Raw genomic sequence first — 16,209 nt, forward strand, 5'->3', positions numbered from 1 at the left:
ATCACCAGAGGCCGCCCTTCGGCCTCTTCACCGGATGACGTTTGGGTGACCGCCGGGTGGAATCGATCAGAAGTTGCCTTCTGCGCACTGCAGACAGGTCAGGCCGAGCCGGCGCCAGCCGGCCACCACCGCGTCACGGTCATCGATGACGATCCACGGCCGGAACCCCTCCTCGTGCATGCGTGACAAAAGCCTGGCCTTGACCGCTTCGTCGGCCACTTCGTCATCCCCCTCGGGGCGCAGATAGAGCGCGTCGAAGGGAATCTCGTTGGCGACGAGCCAGTCCCGGGTGTGGGCCCTGTGGCTGGCCGGGCGCCCCGAGCAGATCAGGATACGCTGGCCCTGGGCCTTGAGCAGGCGCACCAGGCGTGCCACCGGTTCGATCACCGCGGCCTTGGCCATATGCTCGAAGAACGGCTCCCAGTGCTTTTCGGCGCCCAGCACCCAGGGGGCGACGGTCTCGGTGTCGAGTACCGCCAGGGTGCCATCGACATCGACGATCACCGCGTCGCTGGCGTTCTCGGCGGCGGCAGCAGGGATCGCTGCCTGTGTGGCACGCCTCGGCGGGGCGGTTGGGTCAGGAAAGGGCGTGGCGGACATCGTGGCTTCCAAGCAGATGAAGGGTCCAGCCCAGAGGGCCGGGGCGTATCGAGAGCGGGCGCGCGTTGGGCAGGCGTGGCCCGTCGGGGCGCCCGCGAATGAGGTGCTGGATCACCCGGTAGACGCCGGAGTGGGCAATGATCAGTGGATAGGGGTGGATGGCGAGGACGGCGTTGAGGGCGGTGACCACCCGGGCTTCGAAGACGTCCCAGCTCTCGCCGCCGGGCGGGGTGGCGAGGTAGGGCGGTTGGCACGCCAGGGGGGCGCGCTCCAAGCGGCCCCAATCGCGCTCATCGAGTCCGGCGAGGCTGTCGAATTGACGCTTGGGTACGGCTAGGCGAGTGGTCTGCCGAGCGCGCAGGCGGGAGCTTGTCACGACCCTGGACCAGTGGCGTTCGAGCAGGGGCCTAGCCGATCTGGCCTGAGCCTCGCCGAGCGTGGTCAGCGCCACATCGGTGCTACCGCCGATCAGGCGGTCGCGGTTGAGCGGCGTCTCGCCGTGACGCATGAACACAAAGGGCCTAGCCAGCAGCATCGGACGCCTCCGTGTGGGTGCTGTGGGGGCGGGCCCCGGCCGCGACGCGCGCTTGTGCGGGGCATGAAAGGACAAACTCTTGCGACCAGTCTGGCGTGAGGTCAGTGAACAGGGGCCACAGCTTCCTCGCCCCGAGTTGGTTCATCAGGACCCGGATATCCGATCGCCGAGGATGGACGTTCCAGCGCTGCCAATCGGCCTCGCCGCTGGCTACCTGGCGCTGGCGACTCGGGGTCAGATAGCCGCTGTGCAGGGTACGAAACCCGGGCCAGGTGTCGCGACGGCCATCGTCGGCGACGAGCATAAGGCGAGGGGCATCCGCTGTCGGTGCGGCGAGCAGTTCACGCAGTCTGGCGTCGATGCCTGGCCGACGCAGCGTCGCCGGCAGCGCCAACAGGCGCTCGAGTGCCCGGCGGCAGCCGTCGTCCAAGGCAAGCCCGGCGGGGCCATCCGAGCCTGCGTGATCGACGAACCACAGCGCGATCTCTGCGGCGCGACCCGAGGCCGGGACCGGCATCACGGTGGGATGATCAAGGCGCTGGGCCATCGTTGCCTGGGCCTCGCCAAGCGACCGGTCGTAGCGCCCATAGGAGGCGTCCAGCAGGGCAATGGCCGCCGGCGGGGGGAGATCAAAGGGGAACACCGCGGACTCGAGACAGGCATCGCCGGAATAGAAGATGCCCTGGCCGAGGGCCAGGTGCAGCCAGACACCGTCCAGCGAGTGTCCGGCCTGGCCGGTGGTGACGGCCACGCCGGCGATGGTCTGCTCGCCACGGGAGGCAAGAGGCCGCCAAGGACGTCCCGGGGGCAGCGCCCTGGCCGCCTCGTGGGTGCAGTAGAGCGCAATGTCCCAGGGCAGTGCTGCCACGCTACCCACGTGGTCAATGTGATCGTGGCTTAACAGGATGGCATCGGGCCAGCCCCGGCGTTCGAGGTCGGTGACCCACTCGCTGACGCACTCGCAAGGCGTCCCGGGGTCCAGGGCGCCGCCGGCATCCAGCAGCAAGCGGGCGCTGGGCGTCTCCACCAGGATCGCCGCCGGGGCCTTGGCGCCGAGCCCACTGAGTACGGTGATCTCGACGGCCATGTCGTCGGCATCTTGCCTCATGTGTCCGGCTCCAGGCACCAGGCACGCTGGATCTCGACGCCAACGATGGTGTCGGTGGCCAGGTGCGTCGGCATCTTGCCTCATGTGTCCGGCTCCAGGCACCAGGCACGCTGGATCTCGACGCCAACGATGGTGTCGGTGGCCAGGTGCGTCGGCATCTTGCTTCATGTGTCCGGCTCCAGGCACCAGGCACGCTGGATCTCGACGCCAACGACGGTGTCGGTGGCCAGGTGCGTCGGCGAATAGGCCTGCAGGTGGGCGCCGTCGTCGAACGCCAGATGCACGTCGTAGCGTTCACCGCGAAAGACCGAACGCAGGACACGAGCGCCGATTGGTGTAGCAGGGTGCCGATCCGCGTCCCTCCTCGGCGCTCGCGGTGAGGACCTGGCCGGCATAGGGACCAGGCGCACGTGTTCGGGGCGAACCACGACGCTGGTCGACCCGGCGTGGTGTTGGGTCGACCGGCCCTCGAGGGCGGCCTGAAGGGGGGCGCCACTGACCATTTGGGAGGGCGTCAGGCCGGGCAGCCGGAGCACGCAGCCCTGTCCGATGAAACCCGCGACCCAGGGCGTGCGTGGCTGACGATAGAGGGTCTCCGGGGTGGCTAGCTGAATCAGGCGGCCGTCTTTCATTACCGCGATGCGGTCGGCCAGTGACATGGCCTCGCTCTGGTCATGGGTGACGTAGACCAACGTGGCCTGGGTGCGCCGATGAAAGTCGCGAAAGCTGTCTTCCATGGCCGAGCGCAGATGACGGTCGAGGTTGGCCAGGGGCTCGTCGAGCAGCACCACCTCCGGGGCGGTGACCAGGCAGCGGGCCAGGGCGACGCGCTGGCGTTGGCCGCCGCTCAACGCCTGAGGGCGACGATCGGCATAGGCCGCCAGCTCCACCAGGGCCAGGGCGTCGTCGACCCGGCGCCGGTACGCCGCTCCGCGAAGCCCCTGGAGTTTCAGCGCATAGCCGACGTTGTCGGCCACGCTCATGTGAGGCCACAGCGCATAGGCCTGGAACACCATGCCCATGCGGCGCTCCTCCGGGGGCAGCGGGTGCTTGCCGTCGTCGAGAGCGCACCCGTTCAGGGTGATGCGTCCGGCGCTGAGCGACTCGAAGCCGGCCAGGGTGCGTAGCATGGTGGTCTTGCCGCAGCCGCTGGGCCCGAGCAGGGCGACGAATTCCCCCGGGGCGATGTCCAGCGACACACCGTCCAGCGCCGTCTGGCGACCGAATCGCTTGGTGACGTTGGCGATACTCAGGCCGCGAGGGGCGGCGCCGCTCGCCTCACGGTCGGTATCGCTGGCCGGCAATGGGCGCGCCTTGGGCCCGGCGGGAGAGAAGGGATGCGCCGAACGGCGCAGGGATGACAGAAGATTCATGACTTCATTCCTTCCAGGGGATCACGCCGCGGGGCAGACGCGTGGCCAACAGGTTCAGGGTCAGCATCAAGGCGGCGACCAGGACCACGACAACGACCGCCACCGCCGAGGCCAGCACGGTTTCACCGCTCTCATCGAGGTTGAAGATCAGCACGCCCAGGGTCTCGTTGCCGGCGCTCCACAGTAGCGCTGAGACGGTCAGCTCGTTGACCGCGGTCAGAAAGACCAGGATGCCTCCAGCGGCGAGCGCCGGGGCGGTCAGTGGCAGGACGATGGTGGCCAGGCGTCGCCAGGGGCCGGCTCCCGCCAGCTGCGCGGCCTCCTCAAGGGACGCATCGAGCTGACCGAGGCTCGCCGCCACCGGCTTGAGACAGACCACCAGAAAGCGCGCCAGGTAGGCGACAAGGATGATCGTCAGACTGCCGTAGAGGCTGACCTCGATCAGTGGCAGCGGACGTACGAACAGGAGAATGCACGCCACCGCCAGAACGACGCCGGGCAGGGCGTAGGGGATCTCGATGATGCCCAGCAGCCAGGCCTGCCGGCGTGCCGGTAGCCGGCCCAGGCGATAGGCTAACGGCAGACACAGCGCCATCAGCACCAGGGCCGCTGTGCCGGCGAGCCATAAGCTGTTGGACATGGCCCGCCAGGTCACGCCCTGGCGACCAAGCATCTCGCGGTAGGCGTCCAGGGTCGCGGTGGCGGCGTTGAGCGGCACCCCCATGGCCGGCACCAGCGAACCGACCACCAGCGCGGCCAGCGGCGCGATGAGAATCATCACCAGCACCAGGCCCATGACCGTCTCCACCGAGGCCCGCGAGCGTCCCAGGGTGAAATCATGGGCACGGCCGGTGTGGCCGATCAGGCCGAAGCGGCTGCGCTGCAACAGGCGCTGTTGCAGCGCCACCCCCGCCAGTGCCAGCAGGCCGATCAGTACCGAAAGCCCGGCCATCTCGGCGAGCACGTGGGTGCCGAAGCTGGCCATGCGCTGATAGATCAGGGTCGGCAACACCAGATAGCCCGCCGGAATGCCGAGCATGGCCGGAATACCGAAGTTGCCGAGACTGGCGGTGAAGGCCATTGCGCCACCGGCGATGAGCCCGGAGCGGGTGATCGGCACGATCACCTGGCCCCACACCTGATGCTGGCGCGCGCCCTGGATACGGGCCGCCTCGATGAGCTCCCCAGGCAGGGCCAGCAGGCTGGTGCGCAGGGCCAGAAACACCAGGGGAGCACTCTGGATGCCGAGCAACAGGCCGATGCCGGCCGCCGAGTACAGCGGTTGCGGGCTACCGAGGGCCGGCGCCAGGCCGAGGCTCGCCAGCAAGGGGCTGGCCGGGCCGAATAGCTGCAGCCAGGCAAGCGCGGTGACCTGGGGCGGGATCATCATCGGCAGCATGAAGCAGAACACCCAGATGCCCTTGGCGCGCACGTCAGTCAGGGTGATGACGAAGGCGAACAGGCTGCCAAGCAGCAGGGCGATGAGCATGCCCAGCACCGACGTCACCAGGCTGTGCCACAGGGCCTGCCAGGTGTCGGGCGCACTCAGCACCCGGGCCAGCGGGGCATCGCCCCCAAGCGAGAGCCCGCCGAGCGCCTCGATGATGAGCCGGGCGCTGGGCGCCAGGCTCGATAGCACGATCAGCACGGTGAGGGCGGTCAACAGGCGGCGCTGGCCCCTGGCCTCTGGGTCGGTACTCGCCATCGTCAGCCGCCGAACAGGTCGGTGAAGCGAGCCTTGGCATCGCCTTCGTCGGCCAGCGCCTGCTCGGCGTCCAGGGCCATCACGGTGATGTCCTCGCGGGCCGGGAATCCCGCCGGAGCCTCGATGCCGTTGCGCGCCGGCAGATAGCCCATCTCGCTGACCAGTCGCTGGCCCGATTCCGAGAGCACGAAATCGACGAAGCGACGAGCCGCCTCGAGGTTGTCGGCATCCTTCATGATGGCGACCGGCTCGGTGACCGCGCTGGAGCCTTCTTCGGGAAAGACGAAGGTCACCGGAGAGCCCTTGGCCGCCTCTCGGATCGGCAGGAAATCGACCACGACGCCATAGGGTTTGGTGCCGGACGCCACCGCCTTGAACACGCCACCATTGCCGCCCTGGGCCTCGACGTCATTGGCCGCCAGGTCCTCGATGTAGTCCCAGCCTAGCGCGGCGTTATCGGTGAGCGTCGCCAGATGGATCAGCGCCGCGCCGGAGTACAGCGGGCTCGGCATCGTCACCTGGCCCTTGAGCGCCGGGTCGGTCAGGTCTTGCCAGCTCTGCGGGGCGCTGGCGGCACGGTTGTTGTAGACGATACCGGTGGTGATCAGCTTGGTGCCGTAGTAATAGCCATCTGCCTGGTAGAGTTGGGCGTCGAAGGCGTCACGCTCCGGGCTCTGATAGGCCTGCAGCAGGTCGTCGGCCATCAGCGATTGCAGGGTCACGCCGTCGGCGATCAGCAGGACATCCGGGCGGCTGACCCCGGCCTCCAGTTCCGAGTGCAGGCGGGCCATCAGGCGTGTGGTGCCATCGCGGACCCACTCGACGTCGATGTCTGGATTGGCCGCCTCGAAGGCATCGACGGTCTGCTGGGCGTCGCCGTTGGGCTGGCTGGTGTACAGCGTCAGGGTGGTGTCGGCGGCCTGAGTCGTGCCGGCGGTCAAGGCAAGGCTTGTTGCGAGCACCGCAAGCAGCCCAACGGTGACAGGCCGAAAGGATGGGGGCAGGCGAAGGCGAAACGGTACGGACATGGACGACTCCTTGACGCGATGTGGGCGGAACATCGAGGGGCCAGGCCCCGGTGAAGGTCCCGCGGCGGCGGGAGTGGCGCGGCGAGACCTTCCTTCAAGGTACTGTCATATGCTTACAACACGGTGACAGTAGGCTTTCGTTCGGCGGTGGTTGGCTTTCGTTGCCCCGTCTGTGCCTTTCGTCTGCCGGAGCCCCCATGGACCACCATCAACGTCGCCGTCGTCTGCTGAGTCTCGTTCATGAGCTCGGCGGGCAGTCGCCGGATGCCCTGGCGCGGCGCTTCAATGTCTCGGTTCAGACCATTCGCGCCGATATTCGCGACCTGGCCGGAAGGGGACTGGTGCTGAGGCGCCAGGGTGAGGTGCTGCCCTTTCCCGGTCGCGAGAACAGCGACTTCGCCCAACGCGCGATCGTCAATATCGAGGGCAAGCGGCGCATCGCCGCGCTGGCCCAGGGCCTGATCGAGGACCACCAGGTGGTGTTCCTGGGGACCGGGACCACGGTGGAGCAAGTGGCCCTTCGCCTCGGCGTGTACCGGGACTTGCAGATCCTGACCAACAATCTGCATGCGGCCATGGCGCTGTGCCATCAGCCCGGCGAGGTGGTGGTCTGTGGCGGTCGCCTGCGGCGGCGGGACAAGGATGTGATCGGCGGTGACGCCTGGCGCTTCTTCCAGCGCTATCGGGCCGACATCGGCATCGTCTCGGTCGGCGGGATGGACGAAGAAGGGCGGCTTTATGACTACAACGACGATGAAGTGATGGCGCGGGAGGCGCTGTTGGCTCATGCCGCCGTGCGGGTGCTGGTGCTGGACCGCACCAAGTTCGCGACCCGGCTGCGCTGCACGGCGGGAGAGCTTGCTGATTTCGATGCGGTGATCACCGATCAGGCGCTGCCGGATCGGCTCCGTAGCCCCCTGGCGGCTCGTGGCGTCGGTTTTCTTAGCGCTTAGGGAAGGCGCCTGGTGTTGGCGAGACGCGCCGCGAGCGTCACTCGAGGTCCGGTCGAGCCGAACCGCCGAGGTTGCGCCTGTTCAACGGCTCGCCTGGCGATCGTCGGGAATCCGTTCCGCGGTATCGAATTTACTGCGCTTGCGCGAGATCAGGGTGCGAAACTTCTTCATGTTGTCGTCGGCATAGAGCACGGCGTCGCAGAAGTGATCGTAGGCGGCCATGTCCACCACCGTCACGATCAGAACGAAATCGATCTCACCGGTGACCTTGTAGCACTGCTTGACCTCGGGGGCGGCGAGTGCGCGTTTCTCGAAGCGCTGATACAAGGCCCTGTTGTCCCGCTCCATGATGACCTCTACCACCATGTGCAGGCAGGGGCCCAGAGCCTCGGGGCTGAGTAGCGCGACCTGGCGTTGGATGATGCCGGTCGCCTTGAGACGGTTGACCCGCTTGAGGCAGGCCGAGGGTGACAGGCCGACGACATCGGCCAGCGCCTGGTTGGTCAGGCTGGCGTCACGCTGAAGCTGGTCGAGCAAGCGGCGGTCTATCGTATCCATTGAACTTCCTGCGTAAATGGAGAAAGAATAGATAGAAAATACGTTGTTTGTTGAGCTTTAGACAGAAGATCCTGCGGTGGGTCGGCTACGATGGTGACGCCTTTCTTTCCCTGTTCAGGAGTCCTTCATGCCATTGCATCTGCCGCGTCTTGGCACCGCCCTTTGGCGACTGTTCGTCGATGCCGTCCGGGTCTATATCACCCTGCTCAAGGTCATGGTGCCGGCATTGCTGGTGGTGAAGGCATTGGATGTGATGGGCGCCACCCGCTGGATAGGTCTGGCGATCGCCCCCCTGATGGAGCTTGTCGGCTTGCCAGCGGAGATGGGCATGGTGTGGGCGGCGACGCTCCTGACCAACATCTTCACCGGCCTGGTGGTGTTTTTCGAGGTCGCCGGCGACGCCTCGCTGAGCGTTGCCCAGGTGAACGTGCTCGGGGCGTTGTTGCTGATCGGCCATTCGTTGCCGGTAGAGGGAGCGGTGGCCAAGCGCGCCGGGGTGCCCTGGTGGGCGACGATCGCCTTGCGGGTCGGCGGCGCGCTGGTCTTCGGCGCACTACTGCATGGTGGCTATCAGGTGTTGGGACTGTGGTGGCCGGAGTTTGGACAGCAGCCCGTCGAGCTTGCCTGGCGCCCCGAGCCCGCAGTCGATGGAGTGGGCCACTGGCTATTGGGCCAGCTGTCGACCCTTGGGCTGATCTTTCTGATCATCCTCGCCCTGATGGCGCTGCTGGAGGCGCTCAGGGCACTGCGGCTCGAGCGCCTTGTGCACCTGGCGCTGGCGCCGCTGCTGGGCATGCTCGGCATCGGGCGCGGCGCCGCCAACGTGACCGTGATCGGCGTGACCCTGGGGCTCAGCTACGGTGCCGGGCTGTTGATTCGCGACCTGGACGCCGGGGTGATGAGCCGGCGCGACGCCGTCCTGGCGCTGTGTTTTCTGGGGTTGTGTCACAGCGTCATCGAGGACACCTTGTTGATCCTGCTGATGGGGGCAGAGCTGTGGGCCGTACTCGGTGCGCGCATCGCGTTCGCTATCGTGGTCATGGCCCTGATTGCTCGCTGGCCGGTGGTGACGCCTTCCTCTGCAGGAGGGGTGAAGCATCGCTCCTAGCATCGAGTCGTCGGCGAGGATGAATTCGGCGTCGGTCAGCGCTTTTCGGTACCGGCGTCGCCTCGATTGCATCAAGTCGCGGGCGACGAACTCGAAGAAGACCAAGAGCCCCGTCGCATACAGCAGCAGCACTCCTAGCAGCAGTTCGTGGCCGGCAACGCTGCTGCTGGACGCGATCACCGCCACTGCCGCCGACAACAGGCTCAGGGTGATCGGGTGGATGCGAAAGGGTTGGCCAGTATCGGCGGGGACAAGCTGTCGTATCGTTTGCGCGGCGTTTTCCAGCTCGTGGCGCTGGATGCCGGTGGCGTCCAGCCGGTGACTGAGATCGGCTAGACGCACCAGTCGTTCGCACTCTCCAATGGAGAATTTCGTCAGGGTTTGCTTAAGGCCTCGTGCGAGTAACCATGACAGGTAGAGGCCGATGACAAGAGCGCTTGCGACGATGATGAAAACGGCGAGGAGGTACCACCAGCCGCCAAGCATTGCCAAGGCGAGGCAGCCAAGGCCGAGGGTTTCGTAGAGCGTGGTTACCCACCAGAGCTGGCTACCGTGATCGCGCTCGATCAGCAGTTGCCAGCGACGAGTCTTGCCATGTTCGGTGAGATAGGCGTTCCAGCATTCCAGATTATCCATGTCCTAGCCTTGTTGATGTCCGGCAGTCGAGCGACCTTGACGCTCCGCGAAGACGCGAAGGCGCCAGAGCTGCGTTGAAGGTAGCGGCTACAGGACGCAGGGCGCCACTGGCATGGCGCCCTGCGGGGGTTGGCATGGAACGGGATTCGTCGTTCAGGCCGATGAGCGCTCGCTTGCCCGCTTGTCTGGCGTCGGCTCCTCACCTTTTCTCGGCCGGAAGACCGAGGCGAACAGGACCAGCACCGCCACGGCAAACAGCGCCGGGAATTGCCAGATGGCGGTCCAGTCATGGCCAGCGTCGACGACGTAGTGGTCGGTGATCATTCCGGCCACCCAGAACCCGATCAGCATGCCGACGCCATACGTCGCCAGGGTGATCATGCCCTGGGCCGAGCTCTTGAAGCGCTCGCCTGCACGGGCGTCGGTGTAGATCTGACCGGACACGAAGAAGAAGTCGTAGCACACCCCGTGCAAGGCGATTCCCACCAGCAACAGGGCAATGCCCGACTCCGCGTCGCCGAAGGCGAACAGTGCATAGCGCAGCGCCCAGGCCAGCATGCCGACCATCAGCGTGATCTTGATGCCGAAACGGTGGATGAAGACCGGCAAGAGCAGCATGAAGGCGACTTCGGAGATCTGCCCCAGGGTCATCTTGCCGGTGGGATTGGCGACCCCGATTTCGGACAGGAAGGGATTGGCGTTCTGATAGTAGAAGGCCAGCGGAATGCAGATCAGGATCGAGGCGACGAAGAAGGTCGCGTAGTTGCGATCCTTGAGCAGGGCGAGGGCATCGAGTCCCAGCAGGTCCTTGATACCGGCGACGGTGTTGTCGCCCTTCGCAACCGGAGGAGTGGCAGGCAGAGTCAGGCTATACAGGCCCAGCACCAGCGAGGCGATCGCACACATCAGGAAGGTGTTGCGCAGGGCGCCCGCGCCGATGGCATCGGCGCCGTCCCAGGCAAACAGGTAGCTGATGGCAAGGCCGGCGATGATCCAGCCGATGGTCCCCCACACGCGAATGCCGGCGAATTCCCGTGAGGGGTCGCGCATCTGGCGAAACGACACCGAGTTCACCAGCGCCAGGGTCGGCATGTACAGGATCATGTACATCAGCACCACCGGATAGAAGGCGGTGAAGGACTCGGCCTGGTAGAGACCGAACAACAGCGCCGCGCCGGCCAGGTGCAGCACCGCCAGGATACGCTCGGCGCGAAAGTAGCGGTCGGCGATCAAGCCGATGATCAGCGGCGCGATGATCGCGCCCCATGACTGGGTCGAGAAGGCCATGCCGATCTGGCCGCCACTGGCCGAGAGGTTCTGGGCCAGAAAGGTGCCGAGGGTGACGAACCACCCTCCCCAGATGAAGAACTGCAGGAACATCATGATGCCGAGCCGCGTGCGAAGCATGGGTGTCTCCCTGATTTAGTGTTGTTATGGGATGGTTGGAGCATTGGGGGATGGGGAGCGGGCGTCAGTCGGCCAGACCCAGAATGCGTCGATTGCGCTCGGGACTGGCCTTGACCGCGGCGAAGTCGTCGAAGCTGCGCGTCGCCTTCTGGATGAGGTGCCTGGCGATGAAGGGGGCGCCTTCGGCGGCTCCCTGCGCCGAGTCTTTCAGGCAGCACTCCCACTCCAGCACCGCCCATCCGCTGAAGCCATATTGGGTAAGCTTCGAGAAGATGGCGGAGAAATCCACCTGGCCGTCGCCGAGGGAGCGAAAGCGGCCGGGACGATCGACCCAGCTCTGGTAGCCGCCGTAGACGCCGCTTCTCGCCGAGGGCTGGAACTCGGCGTCCTTGACGTGAAACATGCCGATGCGCTGGTGGTAGCGATCGATAAAGCCCAGATAGTCCATTTGTTGCAGGACGAAGTGGCTCGGATCAAACAGCAGACGGGCCCGCGGGTGATCGTCCACTGCCGCAAGAAAACGCTCGAAGCTGGCGCCATCGTGAAGGTCTTCGCCGGCATGAATCTCGAAGCACAGATCAACGCCTTCCGCGTCGAATGCATCGAGGATCGGACGCCAGCGCCGAGCAAGCTCGGCGAAGCCTTCGTCGACCAGGCCTTCGGGGCGCTGGGGCCAGGGGTAGACGTAGGGCCACAGCAGGGCCCCGGAGAAGGTGGCGTGGACCTTGAGGCCGAGACGGCGGCTGGCCCGGGCGGCGAGCTTGAGCTGATCAACCGCCCAGGCCTGACGCTTCGCCGGATTGCCGCGCAGGTGGGCCGGCGCGAAGTCGTCGAACAGCTCGTCGAAGGCCGGGTGCACCGCGACGAGTTGGCCTTGAAGGTGGGTCGACAGTTCACTGATCACGACGCCGGCGTCGGCACAAGTGGCGATGAGCTCATCGCAGTAGTCCTGGCTTTCGGCGGCGCGTTCAAGGTCGATCAGGCGCGCATCGCCGGTAGGCATCTGTACCGCTTTGTAGCCCTGGGAGGCGGCCCAGCGCGTGATGCCCTCGAGGCTATTGAAGGGGGCCTCGTCACCCAGGAACTGGGCGAGGAAGATCGCCGGTCCCTGGATGCCGGACGCGGTCGGTTCCGGGCGCTTGGCGGCGACAGAAGGGGACGGTTCGCTATGGCTCATCGCTGGGCTCCCTGGGAGGCATCGGGGGTGATGAATCGGGTCCATTTGGTGGTGCCGGAGTGGCTCTTCAGTACCGTTTCGATAAAGGCCATGCCACGCAGACCGTCGGCAAGGCTCGGCACCCCGGGCACCGCGCCAGGGCCGTCGGCTGCTGCCGACTCGTCGCTGCGGATGGCGCGGGCCATATCGCGATACAGATTGGCCATGGCCTCGATGTACCCCTCCGGGTGGCCGCCGGGAATGCGCAGCCTGTCCAGGGCCACGGTCTCGAGCCCCGGCTGGTCGATGCCGGCGCGAAACAGCTGCTGCGGGCCGCTTAGCGGCGTGAATCGCAGGTGGTTGGGGTCTTTTTGCAGCCAGTCGAGGGCGCCGTGCTCGCCGTAGATCCTGAGCTTGAGCCCGTTGTCCTCGCCGGTGGCAACCTGGCTGACGATCAGGGTGCCGCTGGCGCCTTCAGCGGTACGAAACAGGATGTCGCCGTCGTCGTCGAGACGGCGCCCCTCTGCGTGGATCGACAGCGACGCGCATAGCTCGCTCACGTGGTGGCCGGAAACGAACTCGGCCAGGCCAAACGCGTGGGTGCCGATATCGCCCATGGCACCGCTGGCGCCGGACAGTGCCGGATCGGTGCGCCACGCCGCCTGGCGGTTGCCGGTGGATTCGAGGCGGGTGCCGAGCCAACCCTGGGGATATTCGACGTGGATCTTGCGGATCGCCCCAAGCCGTCCCCGGCGGACCATCTCGCGAGCCTGCCACACCAGCGGATAGCCGAGGTAGGTATGGGCAAGGCCAAAGCGCAGGCCGCTTGCCGCCACGCGCTCCGCCAGCGGCAGGGCTTCGGCAAGATCGCGGGCCACGGGCTTTTCGCAGAACACGTGAAAGCCTGTGTCGAGTGCCGTCTGACTGATCTCGACGTGCAGATGGTTGGGAGTGACCACGGCGACCATTTCCATGCGTTCATCCGCGGGCAGGGCGGCTTCGGCCTCGAGCATCTCCTGCCAGTCGGCGTAGACCCGTTTGGCGGGGAGCGAGCAGCGCTCTCCGGTGCGTCGGTTGTTGTCGCCGTCGCGGCTGAAGCTGCCGCAGACCAGCTCCAGTTCCCCGTCCAGGGCCGCCGCCATGCGATGAACCTGGCCGATGAAGGCACCTTCGCCGCCGCCGACCATGCCATAGCGAACGCGATGCTTCGAGGAGTCGTTCATGAGCTCTCCGTCAGTGTGAGGTGACAGCGTGTCCGGCACGCCGATCAACGACCTGGAGTGTGGCGCCGCTATCGGTAAACCCGCTGGGGTGAACCGCGAGGCTGACGCTCTCGCCAGAGCTTCTTGCTTGAGGCTCTTGCTTGAGGCTCTTGCTTGAGGCTCCTGCTTGAGGCTCTTGCTGGAGCCTAGGCCGCGCCGTAGAGAGCAGGGGCACCAAGCCTAAGGGCTTGTCATCGTTCGGGTCGCCGCGCGATAAAGGCCGCTCGCCACCGCCTGCGGTCGTCGCCTCGTCCGCCGTCACCGCTTGCTACTCTGGTCGATGCTAGCCATGTGTAAGCTGCATTTATGCTCAAATGTAACCGGTTACATTTATAGTGAAACTAGCGCTGGCCCGACCAGGGGTCAATCAGACCTAGGTCGCAGTCCGCACCGGCCAGCGCGGGCTGGCTCCTTCTGCGAGTGACGCTACCAGGACGAAGAGTGCCATCGCCACCGGGTAACCGGCGTACCACGGAACCCGCGTCGCATCGCCGTCGAGGGACCTGGCGATCGAGCGGCATTACAGCAGACGGCGAACGGCCGAGAGCAGGAGGAGGCAGCATGTGGAAGAGGCTGCACGTGGAAGAGGCAACACGTGGAAGAGACAGCAACGTGGAAGAGACAGGGCAGAGCGGTGGACGCTCCAGACGCCACCTCGGCCCCTGGGTAGCGACGCTGCCAGCGCTGACGGTATGAGTGGGTATCGGAAGGAAGGTGGGGGCGTGTTCTGATGACGAGGCCTGAGGGGATGGTAAAGCATGGGCGTGAGGGGGTGGTGTAAACCATTCCTTGTTCAAGATGTTGGGCGTATGAGTGAAATGCCTGCATGCAGTAGACTGATGGTACAGAGGGAAAAATAGCGTTCAACACGGGTGCGCAACGCAGGGATTTTTCGACCATGACCAATATTCGTCAGGTGGCTGACCTCGCCGGGGTGTCGGTGGCCACCGTTTCACGAACCCTGAAGACCCCCGACATCGTGTCGCCGGAGACCCGAGAGCGCGTGCTCAAGGCCGTCGAGCAGGCCGGCTATCGGCCGAATCTGACTGCGGTGCAGTTTCGTTCCCAGCGCACGCGAAATCTGGTGGTGCTGGTGCCCACGGTGGCCAATACCTTTTTTGCCCGTGTGATTGCCGGTATTCAGGAAGCGGCGAGTCGCAGCGGCTACTCGGTGTTGCTGTGCAACACGCTGGGCGACGAGTCGGTGGAACGTGACTATGCGGCCATGGTGACCAATCGCCAGGCCGATGGCCTGATCCAGCTGCGCGCCTTTTACCCGTTCGAGGCGTCCGGCAGTGACCCCCTGCCGATGGTCAACGCCTGCGAGGTGCTCGATGAGGCCCCTTGCCCCCGGGTGCAGCTCAATAACCGCGAAGCCTCGCGAGTGCTGACCGAGCACCTGATCCAGCTGGGACACCGGCGCATCGGCATGATCAAGGGGCCACGCCAGAGTCCGCTGACCCGCGATCGCCTGCATGGCTACCAGGAAGCGCTGCAGGATGCCGGCATTGCTCCGGACGAGGAGCTCCTGTGCCCCGGGGATTTCACCCTGGCCTCGGGCTATCGTGCTGCGGCGACCCTGCTCGAACGTCATGATCCGCCTACCGCCATCTTCTGTGAAAATGACGAGATGGCCATTGGCGCGATCCAGCGTCTCAAGGAGGCCGGGCTCAAGATTCCCGCCGATATTTCGGTGGCTGGTTTCGACGACATCGCCTTTGCGCGCTATTGCGACCCGCCGCTGACGACGATCTCCCAACCCGCGGAAGACTTCGGTCGTGAGGCCGTGGCCTTGCTGCTGGGGTTGATCGAAGGCCAGGCGGTGAAGCGCAACGCGCGCCGCATCATGCCGTTTGAACTGGTGGTGAGAAGCAGTACCGGGCCGGTCCCCGCGATCCTGATGACCTGACGTCGCCGGCGCGGCCAAGGGAAGTGCCGGACGAGAGGGAAAGCGAGGGAGATCGATGCACGGGCGCTTCGTCGGTGGCGCCGCGGTGGTCGTGGCCTGTACGCCTAACGCTCGGCCAGAGCCAGCTTGGCACCGAGCAGGACGAAGGCCCCGGCGAAGGTGCGCCGCAGCCAGTTCATCACGCTGGGGCGGCCGACCACATGGCGTCGTAGCCAGGCCGCTCCGGCGCCATAGCCGATGAAGATCACCAACGTCATCAGCATGAAGGCACCGCCGAGCACGAGCATCTGGGGGATTGTCGAGGCGCCCGTCGGGTCCAGGAACTGGGGCAGAAAGGCCAAGAAGAACACCGAGAGCTTGGGGTTGAGTACATTGATCAAGGCGCCGGTGGCGACGACGCGAGACAGCGACGGCCGAGGGTGTTCGTCACCTTTGTCATCGCTGTTCACCGCCAGGGCTCCACTGTCCCTGAGGGTGCGCCAGGCCATGTACAGCAGATAGATGACGCCGAGCACCTTGAGCACCTGAAAGGCCAGGGCGCTGGTATGCATGATCGCGGCGAGGCCGGTAATGGCGGCGAGCAGCGAAGGCACGATGCCGAGGGTGCACCCCAGCGCCGCCGCAATGCTGAGCCTGGTGCCATGGGCGAGCCCCGTTGCCAGGGTGTAGAGCACCCCGGTGCCCGGGGCGAGAACCACGATCAGCGTGGTCAGCAGAAACTCGGGTGACATGCCAGTCTTCCTGGGTGGACAAGCTCTAGGGTAGCCCGCAGACGACGCCAGCGCGACTGACAACGGTTAGGGGCCAAGACACAGCGCCGGGGCCGTTCGACAACGAGTCGAGGCGCTGTTGGCTGCCGGGCGTTCTTAAC

At 65.9% G+C, this 16,209-nt stretch carries 15 protein-coding genes; 4 read left to right on the forward strand and 11 right to left on the reverse strand.

Translation table 11 applies throughout. The features are described from left to right. Positions 1-66: 66 nt before the first annotated feature. The 6 genes from ACUN9Y_RS11040 to ACUN9Y_RS11065 all read right to left on the reverse strand — a co-directional run bounded on the left by ACUN9Y_RS11040 (position 67) and on the right by ACUN9Y_RS11065 (position 6,349). Positions 67-600, reverse strand: a complete 534-nt coding sequence (locus ACUN9Y_RS11040; RefSeq protein WP_445460766.1) for a phosphatase domain-containing protein — start codon at positions 598-600, stop codon at positions 67-69. Then, the gene (locus tag ACUN9Y_RS11045) at positions 578-1,135 is read right to left on the reverse strand and encodes a histidine phosphatase family protein (protein ID WP_445460767.1); all 558 of its coding nucleotides are present in this window, start codon (positions 1,133-1,135) and stop codon (positions 578-580) included. The genes ACUN9Y_RS11040 and ACUN9Y_RS11045 overlap by 23 nt, the downstream gene beginning before the upstream one ends. Further along, on the reverse strand, positions 1,122-2,243 hold the full coding sequence (locus ACUN9Y_RS11050) for an MBL fold metallo-hydrolase (RefSeq protein WP_445460768.1): 1,122 nt from the start codon (positions 2,241-2,243) through the stop codon (positions 1,122-1,124). Before ACUN9Y_RS11050 ends, ACUN9Y_RS11045 begins: the two co-directional genes overlap by 14 nt. A gap of 164 nt (positions 2,244-2,407) precedes the next feature. Continuing rightward, entirely contained in the window at positions 2,408-3,616 is a 1,209-nt protein-coding gene (locus tag ACUN9Y_RS11055) for an ABC transporter ATP-binding protein (protein WP_445460769.1), read from the reverse strand. Between the two features lie 4 nt (positions 3,617-3,620). After that, on the reverse strand, positions 3,621-5,321 hold the full coding sequence (locus ACUN9Y_RS11060) for an ABC transporter permease (protein WP_445460770.1): 1,701 nt from the start codon (positions 5,319-5,321) through the stop codon (positions 3,621-3,623). A gap of 2 nt (positions 5,322-5,323) precedes the next feature. Beyond that, a complete protein-coding gene (locus ACUN9Y_RS11065) occupies positions 5,324-6,349 on the reverse strand; it encodes an ABC transporter substrate-binding protein (RefSeq protein ID WP_445460771.1) in 1,026 nt (341 codons plus the stop codon). Between the two features lie 197 nt (positions 6,350-6,546). Between ACUN9Y_RS11065 and ACUN9Y_RS11070 the strand changes: the two genes are divergently transcribed. Beyond that, positions 6,547-7,302, forward strand: coding sequence for a DeoR/GlpR family DNA-binding transcription regulator (locus ACUN9Y_RS11070; protein WP_445460772.1), 756 nt, complete (start codon positions 6,547-6,549; stop codon positions 7,300-7,302). Positions 7,303-7,383: 81 nt separating this feature from the next. Here the strand turns inward: ACUN9Y_RS11070 and ACUN9Y_RS11075 are convergent, their stop codons facing one another. Further along, positions 7,384-7,860, reverse strand: a complete 477-nt coding sequence (locus ACUN9Y_RS11075; protein ID WP_445460773.1) for an Lrp/AsnC family transcriptional regulator — start codon at positions 7,858-7,860, stop codon at positions 7,384-7,386. Between the two features lie 127 nt (positions 7,861-7,987). Here ACUN9Y_RS11075 and ACUN9Y_RS11080 point away from each other — a divergent pair, with 127 nt between their 5' ends. Further along, positions 7,988-8,968, forward strand: coding sequence for a hypothetical protein (locus ACUN9Y_RS11080; protein WP_445460774.1), 981 nt, complete (start codon positions 7,988-7,990; stop codon positions 8,966-8,968). Positions 8,969-9,115: 147 nt separating this feature from the next. Then, positions 9,116-9,304, forward strand: coding sequence for a hypothetical protein (locus tag ACUN9Y_RS11085; RefSeq protein ID WP_445460775.1), 189 nt, complete (start codon positions 9,116-9,118; stop codon positions 9,302-9,304). A gap of 453 nt (positions 9,305-9,757) precedes the next feature. On the opposite strand, the gene ACUN9Y_RS11090 is transcribed toward ACUN9Y_RS11085, so the two are convergent. The 3 genes from ACUN9Y_RS11090 to ACUN9Y_RS11100 all read right to left on the reverse strand — a co-directional run bounded on the left by ACUN9Y_RS11090 (position 9,758) and on the right by ACUN9Y_RS11100 (position 13,390). Then, the gene (locus ACUN9Y_RS11090; RefSeq protein ID WP_445460776.1) at positions 9,758-11,011 is read right to left on the reverse strand and encodes a nucleoside permease; all 1,254 of its coding nucleotides are present in this window, start codon (positions 11,009-11,011) and stop codon (positions 9,758-9,760) included. A 64-nt stretch (positions 11,012-11,075) separates the two neighbouring features. Beyond that, on the reverse strand, positions 11,076-12,188 hold the full coding sequence (locus tag ACUN9Y_RS11095) for a sugar phosphate isomerase/epimerase family protein (RefSeq protein WP_445460777.1): 1,113 nt from the start codon (positions 12,186-12,188) through the stop codon (positions 11,076-11,078). Beyond that, a complete protein-coding gene (locus ACUN9Y_RS11100) occupies positions 12,185-13,390 on the reverse strand; it encodes a Gfo/Idh/MocA family protein (protein WP_445460778.1) in 1,206 nt (401 codons plus the stop codon). The genes ACUN9Y_RS11095 and ACUN9Y_RS11100 overlap by 4 nt, the downstream gene beginning before the upstream one ends. 937 nt (positions 13,391-14,327) lie before the next feature. Between ACUN9Y_RS11100 and ACUN9Y_RS11105 the strand changes: the two genes are divergently transcribed. Continuing rightward, on the forward strand, positions 14,328-15,338 hold the full coding sequence (locus ACUN9Y_RS11105; RefSeq protein ID WP_445460779.1) for a LacI family DNA-binding transcriptional regulator: 1,011 nt from the start codon (positions 14,328-14,330) through the stop codon (positions 15,336-15,338). A gap of 104 nt (positions 15,339-15,442) precedes the next feature. Here the strand turns inward: ACUN9Y_RS11105 and ACUN9Y_RS11110 are convergent, their stop codons facing one another. Continuing rightward, complete coding sequence (locus ACUN9Y_RS11110) at positions 15,443-16,069, reverse strand: LysE family translocator (protein ID WP_445460780.1); 627 nt, start codon at positions 16,067-16,069, stop codon at positions 15,443-15,445. Positions 16,070-16,209 lie beyond the last annotated feature (140 nt).

This window comes from Halomonas sp. V046 (genome assembly GCF_052645355.1).